Genomic DNA, 23,650 nt, shown 5'->3' with positions numbered 1-23,650 from the left:
AACGCACGGCTCCAACGTTTCAACCAGAAGAAACGTTGTGTCGGAAACCTAAGGGCCGTTAAATGATTGACGGATATGGTTAACAGGACCTTAAATCGTCGGTCTTCATACTTGCAGGCAAAAATTGCCCTCCCGTTGAGGATGCAGATTTTCTTGACAAAAGTCAGGAAGACATCGACCCCACAGGGTTTTATGTATACATTCTCACTTGCTAAAGCTTGCCGGCCGAAATTAGTTTTTTGTTAACGAACGCACCGTCAAGTTTGGAACTCGTTAATCCGACAGCCGTTGCCTGAGTCTTCTCGGGCACCCATCCGCGCGGTCTGTCTGGGGTCTGGAAGCGGGAGACATGTGAATGAACGAGCATTTTCCTCGTCGGCATCAGTCGTCCGCGGCAGGTAAGAAAAAAAAGACTGAGTCGAAAAAAGGCAAACAGGACAGACTGAGTTCGATGCTGATGGAGCTCGAGCAGCGCATCGCATTCGATGCCGCTGGCGCTGCGACCGTCGACCAGACTCAGGACGAACATGCATCACAGGGCGGCGAGGGTGGTGACCATCATCAAACGGACGATACCGGTGATGGGGACCAACACGCTCTCGCCGCAGCATTGACGGCGGCAACGGATTCGCCCCCTGACGACGTTCCATCTGATGAGATATCGTCAAAGCAGGTGGTGATTGTCGACAGTTCCGTCCCGGACTACGAAACGCTGCTCCAGGGAATTGAGGGCGACTTTGAGGTGGTGGTACTGGAACAGGGGCGCGACGGTGTCGAGCAACTGGCCGAAGCGCTTTCGAACATGAAGGATGTGGAGACAGTCCACATCATCTCGCATGGGGATGAAGGCCGACTTTATCTCGGCTCTGCCGAACTGACGATTGAATCGATGGCCGGCGACTATGCCGACGAGCTGCAAAGCCTCAAATCCTATCTGAGCGATGACGCCGATATCCTGATCTACGGCTGCGACTTCGCTCGTGGTGAGCTCGGTCAGAATGCGGCCCGCATGATGGGGTACATGACCGGTGCAGATATTGCGGCTTCGACCGACGCCACGGGCAGCGCCGATCTCGGCGGCGATTGGGATCTTGAATATCGCACCGGCGAGATCACTGCCAGCGTCCTTCCCACCATGGATGCCCAGCGCGAATATGCCGAATTGCTGAACGTTCAGGCCAGCGTCGGCAACGGTGCCCTTCTCGTTGTCTCAGGACGAACACTTTACAGCGTCGATGTCGTCACCGGCAAGGCAACCGCCATCACGACGGCCCCCGCCACCATAGGTGGGGTCAGCTTGAGCGATACGCTGAACTCGCTCGCCGTCGACCAGGCAAACGGGCTTATCTATTACACCGACAGCAATGCCGCGAATGCCAACCGCGCGCTTTTTGCGTATGACTTCATCAACAACACCCACATTCTGATCGACAGCGATCTGACCAATAACGGCACGGGTCTTAGCATCACGGTGGGTGACAGAGGTGTCGGCAGCGGTGCCGCGACCTTTTACAACGGCTCGCTATATCTCGGCATTGAAAACATCAACGCCAGCGGCGATGACCAAATATGGCGCATCACCTTCAGCGGTAACGGCCGCACCATCGCCTCAGCCTCGACGTTTGGAGCAGCAGTCACCGGTACGAATGACTGGGGCGACTTCGCAATCGATACGACGAACAACTATCTGCTCAGCCTCAATGGCGCCGCCTCCACCATCACGCGCTACAACCTCTCGACCGGTGCAATCGTCAGCTCATTCACCAACCCCACCGGCACGACGCTGGTGCAGGGTGGTGGCGACATCAATGGAAATACCTACCTCGTAGGTTCGTCGATCCAGCAGATCAACGTCACGACCGGCGCTGCGATCGGCTCGGCGATCGCGATCACCACCAACGGTACGACGGCAATCGGAACCGTTTCCGATGGTGCCCGCTGGGTACCTCCGATAGGATCGATTGGTGACCAGATTTACGACGACAACAATACCAATGGAACCTTCGATAGCGGTGACGTCGGGATCGCCAATGTCACTGTGCAACTGATCGATGACGTGAACGGCAACGGTGTCGCCGATACGGGTGAACGTGTTCTTGCGACAGACACGACCGGCGCTGACGGAAAATACCTGTTCACCGGTGTCTTGCCAGGCCAGTATGTTGTTCGCGTCACCGATACGAATGGCGTTCTTGGCGGTGCAACCGCAACAACGGCGACTACACAGTCCGCGACATTGACCCTGATCGGCGCAAGCAGTCTTGCCGCGGATTTCGGCTACAACGCCATCGCGCCCGTGGTCGACCTGAACTCCGGCACGACCCCGACACAGATCATCACCAATGGCGGGACACCCGGTTCGACAGGCTGGACGGTTGGCGGCAGTGGCGGAGCGATTGCCAATGACGGCTTCGCATGGACCGTCAATGGCGGTAGCGGCACCCTGACGCAGGCAAACGTAACCGGCTGGAACGATGGACTTGCGCCTTCCGGTGCAGCGCAATTGACCTTCGATTTGGGCTGGAGCAATAACCTTCTGCTCGGTGTCTCCAATGACAACAACACACCGGCGACGCTCGACATCACCATAGGCGGCGTTCTCTACGCACGTATCACTACCGGCACGTTGAACGGAACGCCGAACACGGCGACCATCACCTATTTCAATGGCGCAAGCGGCTCTCCAACCACGGTAGCCGCCTCAACGGCAGGCACCACGGCATGGATCCGGACTGCCGTTACGCTCAATCTGCCTGCTACCGTGGCTGCAACCGGCGATCTTGTCTTCACCTACTCGGCGGCGGGCGGCTTGCTGACGCCCAGTACGGACGACATATTCATCGACAATGTCAGCGCACTCAGGAATGTCGATAGCGTTGCCGGCGTTAACTACACAACGACCTATACCGAAAATGGCGCCGGGGTTTCGATAGCATCGACAACAGCGGGTAGCCTCGCGGACGTCCGCGACCGTGACAGCACGAATATGCGCTCCGCAACTATCGTGCTGACCAATGCACAGGCCGGAGATGTCCTTAATCTTGGCACCCTCCCGACCGGAATTACCGGAACGGTCGACACTTCTGTTTCTGGCCAGATCACCGTTACGCTCAGTGGATCTGCGACGAAGGCAAACTACGCAGCCGCAATCCGCGCCATAACCTTCTCGAACAGTGGCGACAGTCCCGGTACGACGCCGCGTGTCATCAATGTCACGGTCAACGATGGCGGCCTCACATCCGCGGTTGCGACCTCGACAATCAACGTCGTGGCCGTCAATGACGCACCGGTCAATACGCTGCCCGCGAGCGGCTGGGCGACCAACGAAGACACCAGTGTTGCCCTTGCGGGCCTGTCGATTGCGGATATCGATGCCGGCAGCGGCACCATGACCGTCACGCTGAATGTCGCAACTGGCGCGATCACAGCGACATCCGGCGGCAACGTGACCATTGCAGGTTCCGGCACGAGCACGATTACCCTGACCGGCACGATCGCCAATATCAATACCTACCTCGCTTCTGCGGCCGCCCCGATCTACGTCCCGGTCGCTGACGCCAACGGCGCGGTCGTCCTGACGATGACCACCAGCGACAATGGCAACACGGGAACGGGTGGCGCGCTCACCGATATCGATACTCGCAACATCACCATCAATCCGGTCAACGATGCGCCGGTGCTCGATCTCGACGGCTCATCTGCCGGTTCCGGTTATTCCGTCGGTTACACGGAAAATGGCACTGGCGTCGCGATCGCAGCCAGCAACAATTCCGTCGTTGATGTCGACAACGCCAATATTGCGTCCGCCACGATCATAATCACCAATGGCCAGGCGGGCGACGTTCTTGCCGCAACAGGCACACTGCCAGCCGGTATCACCGCAAGCTACAATTCGACCACCTACACGCTCACCTTGACCGGCTCAGCCACCAAGGCCGCATACCAGACTGCACTGGCGCAGATCCTTTATTCCTCGACATCCGACAATCCGACAATTGGCAACACCGTTACGGGTCGCACGATCAGCGTAACCGTCAACGATGGCGCGCTTGCCTCCAACACTGCCGTAACGACGGTTGCGGTTACAGCGGTCAACGACGCGCCTGTTAACACGCTCCCGGCATCGGGCTGGGCGACCAACGAAGATACAAGCGTCTCCCTGACAGGCCTTTCGGTCGCCGATCTCGATGCCGCCGGCGGCACCATGACGGTGACGCTCGGCGTCTCCTCAGGCACGATCACCGCGACATCCGGCGGCAGCGTCACGGTCACAGGATCGGGAACGGCAACCCTGACGCTGACGGGCACGCTCGCAAACATCAATGCCTACCTCGCGTCAGCTTCCGCACCAATCTATGTACCGGTTGCAGACGCAAACGGGTCGGTCACCTTGACTATGACCACCAGTGACGGAGGCAATACCGGCACCGGTGGCACGTTGACTGATGTCGATACCCGCACAATCAGCATCGCGGCCGTCAATGATCCTCCAATTCTCGATCTCGACACCGGAAGCACCGGCACAGGGTATTCGACCAGCTATACGGAAAACGGAACTGGTGTGGCGATCACCGGGACTGCCGCGCTCATTGCCGATGTCGATGATGCCAATATGAGTACGCTGACGGTCGTGATCTCTAACGGCCAGGCGGGCGACGTCTTGGCCTTGAGCACCACCGTTCCCGGCATCTCCGCTAGCTACAATGCCGCTACATTTACCCTCACGCTGACCGGATCGGCGACGAAGGCCGACTATCAGACCGCACTGCAGGCGATCAGATACTCCTCGACGTCGGAAAACCCTTCGACAATCGCCCGCACGATCAATGTCGTTACCAATGACGGTGCCGCGAATTCCAACACGGCAGTTGCAACCGTCAATGTGATTGCGGTCAATGATGCACCTGTCAACACTGTGCCCGGTCCTGTGACCGTACAGGAAGACGTGCTGACGGCAATTACCGGCCTTTCCGTCACCGATGTAGACACGACGAACGTAACGGTCACTCTGACTGTTGCAAACGGCACCCTATCGCCGTCAACGATAGCGGGTACGGTAACAGGTTCGGGTACAGGCACCGTAACAATCTCCGGCACGCAGGCGCAGGTAAACAGCGTACTTGCCTCCGTGCGCTACCAGGGCAACCCCGACTATAACGGTTCTGACACCCTGACGATGGTGACCTCGGACGGATCGCTCTCCGATACGGACACAGTTGCGATCACCATAACGCCCGTCGCCGATATCGTCCCGGACACGGTTATCACGAATGAAGATACGGCACTCAGCTTCAATGTCATCACGGGTACCAATGGCGCTTCCGCTGACAATTTCGAAAACGCCAACCGTACGCTGACCTCCGTTACCCAACCGCCGTCCGGACAAGGCGTTGTCACCTTCAATGCCGACGGCACGATCACCTACACCCCAACCGCCAATTTCAACGGCCAGACAAGTTTCACGTACACCGTTACCTCTGGCGGCGTCACTGAAACCGCAACCGTCACCGTCAACGTTACCGCCGTCAACGACGCGCCGGTTAACACCCTTCCGGCTTCCGGCTGGGCAACCAATGAAGACACAAACGTCGCGTTGACCGGCTTGTCGATTGCCGACGTCGATGCCGCAACCGGTACCATGACGGTCCAACTCTCCGTCACCGCAGGTACACTGACGGCAACGTCCGGTGGAGGCGTCACGATTTCCGGTTCGGGCAGCACGATCACCCTCACCGGCACGCTTGCCAACATCAACGCCTACCTCGCATCCGCTTCAGCCCCGGTTTATGTTCCGGTCGCCAATGCCAATGGCAGTGTGACGCTGACCATGACCACCAGCGATGGCGGCAACACTGGCTCCGGCGGGACACTGACCGATGTCGATACCAGACCGATCACCATCAATGCCGTGAACGATGCACCGGTCAACACGTTGCCGGCCGGTTACTCCACGGTCGAAGATACATCGGTTGGTTTGACCGGAATGCAGATCAGCGATGTCGATGCGGCAACTGGTACGATGACGGTAACCCTGGGGGTCAACTCCGGGACCCTGACCGCGAGCGCCGCAAACGGCGTGACGGTATCGGGTTCAGGAACAGGTACGATCACGATCACCGGCACCCTTGCCAATATCAACACGTTCCTCGCCGGGGCTTCTCGCCCAACATTCACGCCGGTCGCGGATTTCAACGGCAGCGTGACGCTGACCATGACCACGAGTGACGGCGGCAATACGGGTTCGGGAGGCACGTTGACCGATGTCGATACGGCAACGATCACCGTTACCCCTGTCAACGACGCCCCGATCCTCGATCTCGACGCGTCTGGTGCAGGCACAGGTTTCACAACCAGCTATACCGAGAATGGCACCGGTGTCGCGATCGTCGATACGGACGTCCTGATCACCGACGTCGACAATGCCAACATGTCTTCGGCGACGATCGTCATCACCAACCCGGTTGCGGGTGACACACTGTCGGTCGCTGGTACACTGCCGACCGGCATCAGTTTTAGTTACAACGCAGGCACCTACACGCTCACTCTGTCCGGTTCCGCCACCAAGGCCGATTATCAGACGGCGCTGCAGCAGATCCGCTACACATCAACGTCAGACGATCCAGGTTCAACCGCCCGTACGATCAGCATTTCGGTCAACGATGGCTCGGCTGTGTCGAATACGGCAGTGACAACTGTCTCAGTGACCTCCGTCAACGATGCGCCCGTCAATACGCTTCCAGCCAGCTACACGACCGCAGAGGATACAACGCTCACCTTGAGCGGCCTCTCCGTCGCCGATCCAGATGCCGGCACTGCGACGATGACTGTCTCGCTCAGTGTCAACTCCGGTAGCATCGCGGCCACCAGCGCTGGCGGCGTCACCATTTCGGGGTCCGGTACGGGCACGATCACGCTGAGCGGCACGCTCGCCAACATCAATGCCTATCTTGCAGCGAGTGCGACACAACCGGTTTATACGCCGGTCGCCGACTTCAATGGCGCCGTGACGCTCACCATGACGAGCAGCGACGGTTCGCTGACTGATACCGATAGCCGCACGATCACCGTCAGCGCAGTCGCCGACATTGCCAACGACACGGCCACCACCAACGAGGACACGGCGACAACGATAGACGTTAACGCCAACGACAGCTTCGAGAATTCCGCCCATCAGATTACCGCCATCAATGGCAGTTCAATCGTGGCCAATGGCGTGGTAGCCGTGGTAAATGGCACGGTGCGCCTCAATGCAAACGGCACACTCACTTTCACGCCGTCGGCCGACTACAATGGCCAGACCACGTTCACCTACACTGTCACCTCAGGCGGCGTCACTGAAACGGCAACCGTCACGGTGAATGTCACCCCGGTCAACGATGCACCGGTCAATACCGTGCCGGGTGCACAAACAACCGCAGAAGATTCACAGCTTTCTATTGGTGGCGTCAGCGTCACCGACATCGATGGCGGCACGTTGACGACCACCGTAAGCGTCACGAATGGGTCGCTTTCGGTGACCACAGGCGGCGGTGCAACGATCAGCAATAATGGCACGGCTACAGTAACGATCGCTGGCACTGCAGCGCAGATCAACGCAGCACTCGCCGGGCTCTCCTATACGCCGACTGCCGATTACAATGGCTCGGCCCAACTGACGCTCGTCACGTCCGATGGATCGCTCTCCGATACAGACGGCATTGCAATCACGGTCACGGCGGTTGCCGACATCGCCAATGACACCGTGACAACCAATGAAGACAATGCCGTTACAATCAACGTCAACGCCAACGATACATTCGAAAATTCGGCACACACCATCACCGCGATCAACGGCACCGCAGTCGCCGTCAATGGAACGGTCACGGTGGCGAATGGCACCGCGCGTCTGAATGCCGACGGAACAATCACCTTTACACCCGCTGCAAACTACAACGGGCAAACGAACTTCACCTACACGGTAACATCAGGCGGCGTGACTGAAACCGCGACCGTCACGGTCAATGTGACAGCAGTCAACGACGCGCCCGTGAACACCGTTCCGGGCACACAAACGATTTCTGAAGACGGGACTATCACCTTCTCCGCGGCCGCAGGTAATGCGATTACGGTGGCAGATATCGACAATGGAACACTGACGGTAACCGTTACGGTGACCAATGGCGCATTCTCGTTGTCCAGTATAACCGGCCTCACGTTTACGGCAGGTGACGGCACATCCGATGCCACGATGACATTCTCCGGAACGACAGCTGCGATCAATGCAGCATTGGCCGGAGCGACCTATGTGCCGACCCGCGATTACAATGGCCCGGCCCAGATCACGCTTTCCACCTCCGATGGAGCCCTTACCGACACAGACACAATCGGTGTGACGATCACTGCGGTTACCGACATTGCCAACGATTCCGTCTCGACCGACGAGGATATCGCAGTCACCATCCCGGTTCTCGCCAACGATACTTTTGACAATCCTGGCCGTGCGATCACTGCGATCAACGGCACCGCGATTGCCGTTGGCGGCACGGTCGCCGTCAATAACGGCACCGTGCAGTTGACCGCCGGTGGACAACTCGTTTTCACCCCGACGCTCGATTACAACGGCGTGACAACCTTCACCTATACGGTCACGTCAGGCGGCGTCACTGAAACGGCGACCGTCACCGTCGCGGTTGCATCCATCAATACACCACCAGTCAACACCCTGCCGACCAGCTATACGACGCTTGAGGACACAGGCCTTGGCCTGACTGGACTGTCGATTGCAGATGCGGATGCTGGTACCGGCACAGTCTCGGTCACACTTTCCGTCGATAGCGGCGTTCTAACGGCATCGACCTCCGGCGGCGTGACCGTAAGCAACAGCGGCTCCGGCCAGATTGTTCTCTCCGGGACGATTTCCGCCATCAATGCATACCTGTCGGGAACTTCGCGTCCCACCTTCACACCGGCTGCGAATTCCGTCGCCAACGTCACGCTGACTATGACGACCAATGACAATGGCAACACTGGCGGGCCTGCGTTGACGGATGTCGACACCGCAACGATATCGATCACCCCTGTTAACGACGCACCGGCGGGCGCTGACAAGACGATCACTCTTACGGAAGACGGCAGCTACACATTTACGGCCGCAGATTTCGGCTTCACCGATCCAAACGATTCTCCCGCCAATACCCTTTCGGCGATCATCATCAACACGCTACCGACCAACGGCACCCTCTCGATCAGCGGCGTTCCTGTTACGGCCGGTCAGGTTATCAATGCGGCCAATATTGGCAGCCTCACCTTTACGCCTTCAGCCAACACCAATGGGACCGCACTCGCCTCCTTCACATTCCAGGTCCGTGACAATGGCGGCACTGCAAACGGAGGCGTTGATACTGACCTCAGCCCGAACACAATTACCTTCAACGTAACCGCGGTCAACGACGCGCCCATCAACACTCTACCGGGTAGCTTTGTCACCAACGAGGATACCGCGCTGGCCCTGACGGGCCTCGCAATTTCTGACGTCGACGCCGGAAACGGCAATATGACCCTTACGCTTACGGTCGGATCCGGCACGCTTTCGGCAACAAATGGCGGCAGCGTTACAGTTACCGGTTCCGGCACAGGCACCATCACGCTCACCGGTACGGTCGCCAATATCAATGCGTTTCTTGCAGGAGCCGCAAGTCCGATCTACACGCCGCTTGCCAACGCAAACGGCTCTGTGACCTTGACCATGGTCACCAACGACAACGGCAACACCGGCAGCGGCGGCGCTCTTTCGGACACAGATACGGCGACGATTTCGATCACCCCGGTCAACGACGCGCCGGTTGGCTCCAATGCAGCAATCACCATCAACGAAGATACCGTCTTCTCCGGCACCTTGCCTGTCGCAACCGATGTAGACGGTGACACACTCACCTATTCGGCTGGCTCACTGGGACCGTCCCACGGCGTCGTTACCATCAATGCCAATGGCACATACACCTATACACCTACAGCCAATTTCAATGGCACGGATACATTCAGATACCGCGTGAACGACGGAACGGCGACGGTCGAATACACTGTTACGGTGACCGTTAACGCGGTCAACGACGCACCGATCGCCGTAAACGACAGCGCCCAGACCACAGCCAACAGCAATGTCTCCACGAACGTCATCACCAATGACAGTGACGTCGACGGCGATACGCTGACTGTCTCACAGGTCAATGGCGTCGCCGGCAATGTCGGCGTGGCCGTCGCGGGCTCAAACGGCGGTGCATTCACGATCGGCGCCAATGGCGCTGCCATCTTCAATCCCGGCAATGCGTTCGCCGATCTCGCTGCTGGTCAGACACGCACGACATCCGTGACCTATCAAGTTGCTGATGGTAACGGTGGCACGGCAACAGCTACCTTCACGATCACCGTAACCGGCGTCAACGATGCCCCGATTTCGACCCCGATCGCCAACCAGAGTTCAAGCGACGCGCAAAACGTCTCGCTCAATGTAGCTGGCAACTTCAGCGACCCGGACGCGGGCGACAGCCTGACCTTCACCGCAACCGGTCTCCCCCCTGGTCTGTCGATCAGTGCAGCCGGTATCATCACAGGCACAATCGACCGCAGCGCCAGTGTCTCTGGTCCCTATTCTGTCACAGTGACGGCCACAGACCTCGCAGGAGCGCAGGCAAGTCGCAGCTTCACCTGGGCGGTCGCCAATCCGGCTCCGGTCGCGAGCAACGACGAATTCACGACAACGGAAAACGCCGCGATCAACGGTTCTGTGCTAACCAATGACAGCGATCCGGACGGTGACCCGATTTCCGTCTCCGCCGTCGGCGGCAGCAGTGCCGGGGTCGGCTCTGCAGTGGCCGGTTCGAACGGTGGCACGTTCACCATCAATGCCGATGGCACCTACGCCTTTAATCCCGGTACAAGTTTCGACAATCTGGCGGCAGGTCAAACGCGCACGACGGCAGTGACCTACACGATATCCGACGGCCAGGGCGGAACATCCACGGCTACCGTGACCGTCACCGTCACCGGCCAAAACGATGCGCCGATCGCGGTGAATGACAGCTTCACCACGAATGAGGACACGGCCGTCACCTTTAACGTGCTCGCCAATGACACGGATGTTGATGGCGGCACGCTGACCGTTACAGCCATAAACGGCACCGAAATCTCGATTGGCAATCCGGTTGCCGTAACGGGTGGCCTTGTCTCGCTGAATGCGAACGGCTCGCTGACCTTTACACCGAACGCAAACTATAACGGCGCCCTGAGCTTCACCTATACCGTCGCCGACGGCCAGGGTGGAGCAACAACCGCTACCGTCAACGGCACGGTCAACGCAGTTCAGGACCCACCCGTCGCCATCGACGACACCTTCACCACACCAGAAGACACTGCGATTACGTTTGACGTTCGAGGCAACGACTTCGATGTTGATGGTGACACGCTGACAGTGACCCAGATCAATGGCCTGGCGATTTCGTCTGGTGGCTCGGTCGGGGTCACAGGCGGCACGGTGACACTTAACGCCGACGGCACCCTCACCTTTGCACCCGGTGCCAATTACAATGGCAACCCGAGCTTCACCTACACGATCTCAGACGGTAAAGGCGGCACTGCAACGGCGACCGTCAGCGGCACCGTCACGCCGGAACAGGACGCCCCGATCGCGACTGGAGACACCTTCATTACTGCGGAGGACACGGCAACAACGATTTCCGTTCTCGCCAATGACAGCGATCCGGATGGGGAAGCGCTGACCATCACCCAGATCGACGGAACCGCGATTGTCACCGGCGCGACGGTTTCCGTTACAGGCGGCACAGTCACTCTGAACGCCAACGGTACGCTCACGTTCAGCCCGGCCGCCAACTATAACGGCAGCACAAGCTTTACCTACACGATCTCTGATGGCAGCGGCGGCAGCGCAACGGCAACCGTCAATGGAACTGTGACGGCAGTCAACGATGCCCCCGTAGCCGTAAACGACAGCTTCACCACTCTTGAAGACACGCCGATCACGCTGGATGTTCGGGGAAATGACAGTGACGTCGATGGCGATACGCTGACCATCACCCAGATCAACGGAACCGGGATCGTCACAGGAGCAACGGTTTCCGTCACCGGCGGCACCGTGACATTGAATGCCAACGGAACGCTGACCTTCACTCCCGCTGCCAATTACAATGGCAGCCCAAGCTTTACCTACACCGTCTCTGACGGCAACGGCGGCACAGCGACCGCCACGGTGAACGGCACGGTAAGCCCTGTCAACGACGTTCCGGTCGCCGTCAACGATACGTTCACGACGCCTGAAGATACCACGATCACCTTCGATGTCCGCAGTAACGATACCGACGCTGATGGTGACGCACTGACGGTAACGGCCATCAATGGAACGGCGATCACGGCAGGCCAATCAATCACCATCACCGGGGGGGCTGTAAGGCTTGATGCTGATGGTCGTCTGAGCTTCACGCCGAACGCCAACTATAATGGTCCAATCAGCTTCACCTACACCCTGTCGGACGGAACGGCCTCGGCAAACGCAACTGTGACCGGTACGGTGACACCAGTCAACGACGCTCCAACGTCGTCCGACATCAGCATCTCCACGCCCGAAGATACGCCATTTACCGGCACACTCGTTGCAACAGATGTCGATGGCGACACAATTACATTCTCCGCAGGGATGACGACCCCCGCCAACGGCACCGTTGTCATCAACGCGGACGGCACCTACACCTACACGCCAAACTCCGATTTTGACGGCACAGACAGCTTCAGCTTCGTTGTTACTGATCCAGGTGGTGCCCGCAATGAGTATACGGTCACTGTCACTATCAGCGACGTCAATGATAACCCAGTCGGCTCAACGATACCTGACCGTTCCGCCAATGACGGCGCCGTCGTCAATTTTGACGTCTCGAGCTTCTTCTCCGATGCCGATGGCGATAGGCTGACCTACACGCAGACAGGCCTTCCGAACGGTCTCAGCCTCAGTGCCGCAGGCGTCATCACCGGCACCATCGATCGAAATGCCAGCCAGGGTGGAACCAACGGCGTCTATACGGTGACGGTCACAGTATCGGATGGCAATGGTGGTACGGCCCAGCAGACATTCGCGTTGACCGTGTCGAATCCGGCGCCCGTCGCCGTCAACGATACTGTAACGACGGCGGAAGATACCGCAGTCACGATCAATGTGCTTGCCAATGACAGTGACCCAGACGGCGATCCGCTCTCCGTTGTCTCGGCAACGGCCGCCCATGGAACGGTGACTATTCTCGCGGACGGCGAGATATCCTATCTGCCGGCCGCCGACTACAATGGCACCGACACGATCACCTACACGATCTCCGACGGGAATGGCGGCACCGCAACGGCAACCGTCACCGTGACAATCACCCCCGTCAACGATGATCCCGCGGGTAGTCCGATCGCCGATCGCACCCGCAACGACGGCGATACCGACAGCCTTGATCTCTCTGCCTTTTTCTCTGATCCGGAAGGCGGCGCCCTCACCTATACAATCGATGCGGACTTCCCCCTTCCGCCCGGGCTGGTGCTTTCCGGGTCGACAATCAGCGGCCAGATCGCCCCGGATGCCTCAGGTCCCACGGGCGAGAAGAACTATCGTATTCGCGTCATCGCAACCGACCCGAACGGTGGAACGACTTTTGTCGATTTCAACTACACCGTCCTCAATATTCCACCACTCGCCAATGATGATGCCGTCACAACAGACGAAGACACGCCTGTCGATATCGACATTCTCGCAAATGACAGCGATCCCGATGGCGATGCCGCCGAGGTCATCCGCGTCAACAACGTCGTTCTGCAGCCGAATGGCGCTCCAGTCGTAACCACCAACGGATCGGTCCGATTGATCGAAAACCCGGACGGAACCCAGTTCCTGCGCTTCACGCCGAATGCGGATTATAACGGACAGGAAAGCTTCAGCTATTCCATCTCCGACGGGAACGGAGGCGTTTCAACGGCGACGGTGACGGTCACCGTATTGCCGGTCAACGATGACCCCGTGCCGACCCAGCCGATCCCAGACCGGGTTCGCGCCGACGGCCAGTCTTTCACCTATGATGTGGCGGACTTCTTTACAGATTCCGATGGCGACAATCTGACCTTCACCATCACGGGCCTTCCCGCTGGACTGCAATATGATGCCGCCACCGGGCTTATCTTTGGCAATATCGACAAGAGCGCCAGCCAGGGCGGTCCGAATGGTGATGGCGTCTATGTGATTTCGATTGTTGCAAGCGATGGTACCTCGTCCACCCCGTCGCAGACTTTCGAACTAACCGTCACCAATCCCGCGCCAACGGCAAACAACGACATCATTACCATTGCCGAGGACACTCCGACTGTCATCACTCCACTCGCCAACGACACAGACCCCGACGGCGACCCGTTGACGATCGTATCCGCCAGCGCAGGCAACGGGAGTGTAACCATCAATGCCAATGGCACTCTGACCTATGTGCCCGCCCTCAATTTCAATGGCGTCGACACGATTTCCTACACCATCACTGACAACAATGGAGGGGTTTCCACCGCAACGGTGCGCGTGACCATTACACCCGTCAACGACAATCCGACCTCCACCCCTATCCCCGACCAATATGATAGCGACAGCCAAGCTGTCGATTATAATGTCAGCCCGTATTTCAGCGATGTCGACGGAGACACGCTGACATTCACCGCAACCGGCCTTCCGCCAGGCCTCTCCATCGACGCAGCCGGCCGGATCACCGGCACATTGGCCGCAGACGCATCCAATACAGATCCATATACGGTTGAAGTCACGGCCTCCGATGGCAACGGCGGAACGACGACACGGATTGTCACATGGATTGTTACCAACCTTCCACCGAAGGCCTTCCACGACACACTAACCGTCGATGAAAACACGGCGGGTGGCGGCAATGTGCTTACCAATGACCAGGACCCGGATGGAGATCCACTTACCGTCGATCAGGTGGAGGGATCAGGAGCCAATGTCGGCGTGGTGGTTGCCGGCTCGAATGGCGGCACCTTCACCATCAATGCCAATGGCACCTACACGTTTGATCCTGGCACAGACTTTGACGACATGTCCGCAGGTGATACGCCCCGCACGACAACCATAACCTATCGTGTCACCGACGGTACAAATGTCGACACAGCAACGATTACCGTCACCGTCACCGGCGTCAACGATGACCCGACAGCAGACGAGATCCCAAATTACACCCGCGCGGACGGCCAATCGCTCACCGACCATCCGTTGCATCTTGACGCATTTTTCCAGGACATCGATGCCAATGACACACTGACTTTCAGCCAGACCGGATTGCCACAAGGCCTTGAAATGGCGGCAGACGGGACGATTTCGGGCATCATCGCCAACAACGCCAGCCAGGGCGGTCCAAACAACGATGGCGTCTATGTTGTAACAGTGACGGCCAACGATGGCCGCGGCGGCACGGTAGCGGAGACCTTCACGTTCACCGTGACCAATCCAGCGCCAATTGCCGTAAATGACACGGTTGAGACCGGCGAGGATCAACCCGTGACCTTCAACCCGATCACCGGTGAGGGCACAACCAGCGGCAACAATGGCATCGATATCGACCCCGATGGCGACACGCTTTTCCTTGACCCCGATTTTCCGCCTGTAGCAGGAAACGGTACGGTGACCGTCAGTGCGGACGGCACCATCACTTACACGCCGAACGACAACTACAACGGCACCGACACCATTGTTTATCGCGTAACCGACGGCCAAGGCGGCTACAGCACCGGTATCATCACCGTTTCCGTCGATGCAGTAAACGATCCACCAATTTCGTCCCCGATCGCGGATATTTCGCGCAATGACGGGGAGACGATCAGTTTCGACATTTCGGGTAATTTTGTCGATCCCGAGGGAGAAACGCTGACATATACGGCAACTGGACTGCCGCCTGGACTTACGCTGGACCCGCTCACGGGCATTATATCCGGCGTTATCGACGCCGACGCATCCGGCCCCACGGGTCTTCGCGATTTTGCAGTCAGGATCACAGCCACCGACCCCGATGGTGGGAGTACCTTCCAGGACTTCACGTATACGATCAAGAATGTGGCCCCGAATGCCGAAAATGACCAGGCCACCACGAATGAGGACACGCCTGTCGACATAGACATCCTTGCCAATGATGAGGACCCCGATGGCGACACAGATACGGTCATTCTCGTTGAAGGCGTGAATCTTACGGTTGGCGGCCCTGCGGTCATGACCAGCAATGGCTCCGTGCAACTTGTTCTCAACGGGAACGGACGCGAAGTTCTGCGCTTTACCCCAAACCCGAACTTCAACGGCACGGAATCCTTCACCTATACGATCGGTGACAGGAATGGCGGTAGCGACACGGCGACGGTGACGGTAACAGTCAACCCGGTCAACGATGCACCCGTGGCGTCACCTATCCCAGACAGCGCACAAGTGGATAGCTCCGCATTCAGTCTTGATGTCCGCCCCTATTTCAGTGATGTCGATGGTCAGACGCTGACCATTGCAGTCGAAGGGCTTCCGCCAGAACTGACTTTCGATCCGGCGACCGGCATCATTTCCGGTACCCTCGATCCAGATGCGTCGAAAGACAGCCCGTACACAATCATTGTCAGGGCGAGTGACGGCATTGCCTCTGCCTCCAGCAGCTTTACTCTTACTGTCACCAACCCTGCACCCAATGCGGCAAACGATGTCGTCGACCTGGCGGAAGACACGCCCGTCAGCTTCAATCCGCTAACCGGAGCAGGCACTGTCAGCGGTAACGCTGGCGCCGACACAGACCCGGATGGCGACCCGCTGTCGATCACCCAGATCGACGGCCAGCCTATTGGCGTTGGTGAAACAATAGCCGTCGCGGGCGGCAGTGTGACGCTGAACGATGCCCTGGGCAATCTTACCTTCACGCCGACCGCGGATTTCAACGGCACAGTCGCCTTTACCTACCGCATCAGTGACGGCAACGGCGGATTTTCCGACGCGTCGGTGACGCTCAATATCAATGCCGTCAACGATGTGCCTGTGATCGATCTGAACGGCACCACCAGCGGCACCGATAATTCCGTAACCTTCACCGAGGGTGACGGACCAGTCAGAATTGTTACCCCGGATGCCTTTGTCTCCGACGTAGAAGGGAGCATCGTCTCACTCGATATAAGCCTTGCCGGCTTCATCAATTCCGCCAGTGAAATCATTCATCTGAACGGCACTGCCGACATCATTTTCGGCACCGCATCGAGTGGCACCATTGCGTTCGGTGGTACGACATTCGTCTACCAGTACGATGGCGCCACATCGGTGCATTTCGAGAACGCCGCAGGTGCCGCCGTTCCCATGCCAAACGAAGCAGCGAGTGCTTTGTTGCGCGCCCTGCAATATGAAAACCGCAACGACAATCTGACCGCGGGTGATCGCACACTCACCATTTCCGTGATCGATAGTGGAAACGCCACAAATGCGGCCGTCGTCACGGTCAGCGTTGGGGCGGTCAACAACCCTCCAATCGCCGTTGATGACACGGCCACCACGGGCGAAAACACACCGATTATCAACGGCCCAACCGTCCTTGGGAACGACACGGATGCTGAAGGCGCAACGCTAACCGTTATTGCGGTGGGATCAGGCAACCCCGGCGACGCCATTGCCGGCTCGGATGGCGGCACCTTCGTCATCAACGCGGATGGCACCTACTCTTTCAACCCCGGCACCGAGTTTGACGACCTTCAGGTTGGTGAAACGCGTACGACAAGCGTTATTTACACGATTTCCGATGGCGACAATGGAACTGCGACAGCAACGCTGACAATCACCGTAACGGGCGAAAACGATGCTCCGGTCGGTGGCAGTTTCACCCTGAACGCCACAGAGGATCAAACATCGACAGGCTTCCTGCCTGTGACCGATGTCGATGGCGATGCACTGACCTACGCCGTACTCGGTCAGCCCACAAACGGCACGGTGACAATTGGCGCAGATGGCAGCTATACCTATGTTCCAGCCGCCAATTTCTCGGGTCCGGACTCATTCACCTACACCGTGAATGATGGTCGTACGACCGCCACCTTCACTGTCGCCGTCAATGTCGCCAATGTCGAAGATCCGCCGACGGGAGAGATCCCCAATCAGGCGTTCGACGATGCCGACGATGTAACCCTCGACATCTCGCAGTTCTTCACGGACCCGGACAACGATACGCTGACTTTCAGCCAGACTGGTTTGCCCGTCGGGCTGGTAATGAGTGCTGACGGCATTATTTCTGGCACGCTCGAAAATGATGCCTCACAAGTGAATGGCGGCATCTATCAGATCACCGTTACCATCAATGACGGTCAGCCGGGTGGCGCTATCACACGTAGCTTCACTATTAGCGTTTTCAACCCAGCCCCGCTTGCTCAGAACGACGCAATCACAACCGAAGAAAACACACCTGCGACCGGCTCTGTCTTTGTTGATAATGGCTCGGGCGCGGATAGTGATCCGGACGGCGATGTCATCACTGTTGCTGCCGTAAACGGCAACGCGACCGGCGTCGGAACAAGCGTAACGGGAACCGCTGGTGGCAGCTTCATCATTGCCGAAGATGGAAGCTATACGTTCAATCCAGGGACCGACTTTGACAATCTTGCCGCCGGGGAAACCCGCGCGACCAGCATCACGTATACGATCACGGACGGTCAGGGCGGCACATCGACGGCAACCTTCACCGTCACGGTCACGGGCACCAATGACGCCCCGGTTGGCAGCGATGACACGATCAATGTGACCGAAGATACGCCCTATAGCGGGATATTGCCTGCCGCCACCGATGCGGAAGGCGAGCCGCTGACTTATGCGGCTGCAAGCCAGCCGTCCAATGGCCGTGTCGTCGTCAACACCGATGGCACCTACACCTACACGCCCGATCCCGACTTCGAAGGCGATGACAGTTTCACCTACACGGTGAGCGACGGAACAGCCACGGTGGAATATACCGTTATCGTCAATGTTGGCGCGGTCAACGATGCACCGGCTCTTGGCAATGACAGCTTCACCCTCAACGAGGACGGCAATACGGTTCTCGATGTGCTCGCCAATGACAGTGATGCCGATGGCGACCCACTGACCATCACCGCAATCGACGGACAGGCCATCTCCGTTGGCACCTCCGTGGCGGTCACCGGCGGCTCCGTCACCCTCAATGCCAATGGCACACTCACCTTCACAGGCGCGGCAAACTTCAACGGGCCGCTCTCCTTCACCTACACCGTCTTTGATGGCACAACCACCTCGACCGCAACGGTCGCAGGCCAGATCAATCCCGTCAACGATCTGCCCGTCGCCGTCGATGATGTCGCACAGACCGATGAGAACACACCCATCGAAGGCAATGTCATCATTGGCAGCGACAGCGATGTCGATGGCGATACCCTCACCGTCATCCGCGTCGGCAATGGCACAAATGGTGTCGGCGCAACACTTGCAGGCAGCAATGGCGGCAGCTTCGTCATCCGTGCCGATGGCTCCTACAGCTTCGATCCCGGATCGGCCTTCCAGGACCTCCAGCTCGGAGAAAGCCGCAAAACCGCGATCACCTACACCATCTCCGACGGCAATGGCGCAACCGCAACCGCAACGCTGACCGTCACAGTCACAGGCCTCAACGACGCACCCGTCGCACCAACCCTGCCGCCACGCGCCAATCTCGATGGAGCAGCCATCAACATCAACCTCGGCAACCTGTTTACCGATGTCGATGGCGATACCCTCTCCTACACCATCACCGGTCTGCCGACAGGCCTCTCCTACGATCCCGCAACAGGCCAGATCACCGGAACAATCGATCCATCCGCATCCGGACCAACCGGCACCAACGCCTTCACCGTCACCATGACCGCAGTCGACGGCAATGGCGGATCGGTCGAGCGCAGCTTCACATGGACCGTCACCAACCCCGTGCCACAGGCACAGAACGATGCATTCGCAATCAATGAAGGGCAGACCCTCAACGGCAATGTCCTCGCCAACAATGGCAACGGCGTCGATGCCGACGACGATCCCCTCACCGTATCCCTGGTCAACGCCCCGGCAAACGGCACCCTCACCCTCAACGCCGACGGCACATTCACCTATCAGCCAAATGCCTTCTTCAACGGTTCAGACAGCTTCACATACCAGGTCGCCGATGGTAACGGCGGCTTCGATACCGCAACCGTCACCATCATCATCGGCGCCATCAACGATCCGCCCGTCGCAACAAACGACACATTCGTCATCGACGAGGACGGATCCATCAACCTCGATGTGCTGGCAAACGACACAGACCCGGATGGCGATACACTCACCATAACCGCCATCAACGATCAGGCCATCGCCGCTGGAAGTTCAATCAATGTCACCGGCGGCACCATCACACTCAATGCCGACGGGACCCTCACATTCACTGGCGCGCCAGACTTCAACGGCCCACTCTCATTCACCTATACCGTCTCTGACGGCATCGTAAGCCGCAACGCAACCGTCTCAGGAACCGTACAACCCATCAACGATGCACCAGTCAACACCCTGCCCGGTAGCTTTAACGGATCTGAAGATACCGATCTGCCTTTGACAGGGATTGCGATAATAGATGTTGATGCCGGTGATGCCTCAATCACGGTCACACTCGACGTGAATGCTGGATCCCTGATCGCCGCTTCCGGTAACGGCGTGACCGTTACGGGCAATGGATCGAGTTCTCTGACGCTGACCGGCACTGTCGGCAACATCAACGCATGGCTGTCAGGAACAACGGCGCCAATCTATCGGCCTGTTGAAAACAGCAGCGCGTTGGTGACGCTGACCATGACGACAAATGACGGCGGCAACAGCGGTGCAGGTGGAGCGCTGACGGCGATCAGTTCCTCGACACTCATCATCGATCCGGTCAATGACGCACCGGTTGCGACCGATCAGCGGATATCAACGCCGGAAGATACGCCTGTCGCTGGCGCCATCATGGCCTCGGATGTCGACGGCGATGCGCTGACCTACACTGTTTCGGCCCAGCCGGCCAATGGCCGTGTCACGCTCGATGCAAGCGGGCAGTATCTCTATACACCCGGCACGAACTTCTACGGCACGGACGTCTTTGTCGTTACGGTCAGTGACGGGCACGGTGGAACGACGACTGCCACGATTACAGTCGACGTTTCGCCAGTGAATGATCCCCCGGTTGGCTCCGATGGAACTCTTACGGTAGCGGAAGATACGATCTTCAGCGGGCAACTGCCAAGAGCAGTTGATCCGGAAGGCGTAGCTGTCGTCTACACGGTCGGAAGCCCCCCGTCACATGGGTCACTGACCATCAATCCGGATGGCACCTACAGCTATCAACCGGCCGCGAATTACAACGGCGCCGACAGCTTCACCTACGCAGTCAGCGACGGCGTTGCGACAAGCACCTATACGATTTCCATAACAGTCACTGCGGTAAACGATGCGCCACTGGGCTCCGACCTTCAGATCTCGGTAGAGAATGGTGGAACGGCCAGTGGCAACCTGCCTCCGGCGATCGACCCGGAAGGATCCTCCGTATTTTACGAAGTCGACACCGTAACGCCTGGTGCCACTGTTATCATCGGTCTCGACGGCAGCTACAGTTACACGCCTCCGTCAGGTTTCAGCGGGACAGATACCTTCACCTACACGGTGAGTGATGGTTCGGCGGAAACGATCTACACAGTCACAGTCACAGTGACCGTAGGCCCCGCCAACCAGCCGCCGGTTGCCTCCGATGCGACCGTCGGGACAAATGAAGACGAGCCGCTTTCGGGAATGCTGCCTGAAGCAACCGACGAAGAAGGGCAGGACATCACCTACTCGCTTGGCCGCAATGCCATCAACGGTTCGGTCGTCGTCAACCCAGATGGCACATATACCTATACACCGAATGCGAATTTCAGCGGCACGGATAGCTTCAACTATAGTGTCAGCGATGGCACGGCATCGTCTGTCTATACGATCACGGTGAATGTTGCCGCAATCAATGACGCTCCTGTGGGCTCCAATACAAGCATTGCGGTTACAGAAGACGTTCCTGCGAGCGGAATGTTGCCTCGGGCAATCGACCCCGAAGGCCAGACCGTTGTCTACGAGATCGGCACAAGCCTCCCCTCGCATGGTACTGTGATCATCAATGCGGATGGCAGCTACACCTACACGCCGAATGAGAATTTCAACGGCACAGATACGTTCACCTACATCGTATCTGACGGTGATGCGACCAACACCTACACTGTAACCGTCACGGTAAGCCCGGTGAACGATGCCCCGGTTGGGCGTGACGACCTGGTGTCTATCGACGAAAATACACCGTATAACGGTCAATTGCCGGCGGCCACCGATCCGGATGGCGACGAGATCTTCTACAGCCTCGGCAACCAGGCGTCCAATGGCGTCGTTACGGTCAATTCCGACGGCAGCTACATCTACGTGCCGAATGCGGATTTCAATGGCACAGACCGTTTCACCTACAGTGTCAGTGATGGCATTCTGGAAACGACATACACTGTCACTATCCTCGTCAATACGCCAAATGAACCACCCGTTTCGTCCGACACCTCCATCTCGGTGAACGAGGGGGGCACGATTACGGGCACTCTGCCGCCAGCCACCGATCCGGAAGGACAGCCCATCGTCTATGGTCTTGGGTCAGGACCACAATACGGCACAGTCATCATCAATGCTGACGGTACTTACAGCTACAGACCCGCGGACGGTTACAATGGCGTCGACAGCTTTACCTTCACAATCAGCGACGGCAGAAATATTGTCGCCTATACCGTGACGATCAGCGTCATTCCGGTCGAACAGCCGGAAGAACCGAGGCCGCCGCTTGAGGTCGACCAGCCGGCGCCGATTTCTGCAGAACCAACCGACCCGTGGCAACCATCATCGCAAGGCTCGGAAACAATCCTGGCAGGTTCGCCGCTAACTGCCTCTATCATGAAAGATCTGAACGGGATCGCAGACATCACTGCGCAAGGTCCGATCGTCAACGTGGTCAATTCCATCCGCTCACTCAATGGTATCGGTTCATTGCCGGAAGAAGGGGCCGTGATCCATGTCGCTCGCCAGATCGGCGACTGGCAGACAAGCGACCGGATCATTGATAAAATTGCCACCAGCTTCTTCAAGGGTGGCTCCAACATACATCTTTCGGGAGAAGGCGCCGAGAGCACCTGGTTCCAGGTCGATACGATGGTCTACAAAGACTATCTCTACATCATGCCGTCGTCGGCCGGGAACGTCGAAAATGCAACGTTCGGCGTTACTATGGCAGACGGAAAGCCATTGCCCGACTGGCTGAAGCTGACACGTCAGGGGCTCGTCATCGGACGCCCGCCAGCCGGGTTGCAATCCATCGACTTGCGCATCCATGGCAATTCGTCTGATGGGGTCATCTCAGACACCATGCGCATTGATCTGCACACCGGCACGATCCTCGATCATGTCAGTGACCGACGAACAGACCTGGGCCCCGGTATGTTTACCGACAATCTGTTCGCCGCAGCGGATCTTCATGGAGAAGATGTCTCCGTGCTGAGCCAGGCACTGTCAAGCTGGGTCGAACTGCCCCAACGTTGATGG

The 23,650-nt window shown here is 58.1% G+C and carries 1 protein-coding gene; it reads left to right on the top strand.

What is annotated here, in order from left to right; genetic code table 11:
• Positions 1 to 355 precede the first annotated feature (355 nt).
• Positions 356 to 23,647, top strand: a complete 23,292-nt coding sequence (locus FY156_24705; GenBank protein ID UXS04657.1) for a tandem-95 repeat protein — start codon at positions 356 to 358, stop codon at positions 23,645 to 23,647.
• The last annotated feature ends 3 nt before the right edge of the window (positions 23,648 to 23,650 follow it).

Source organism: Agrobacterium tumefaciens (genome assembly GCA_025559845.1).
Taxonomy (GTDB): domain Bacteria; phylum Pseudomonadota; class Alphaproteobacteria; order Rhizobiales; family Rhizobiaceae; genus Agrobacterium.
Note: the sequence above shows the minus strand (reverse complement) of the source record. Positions and strands in the feature narration are given on the sequence as shown.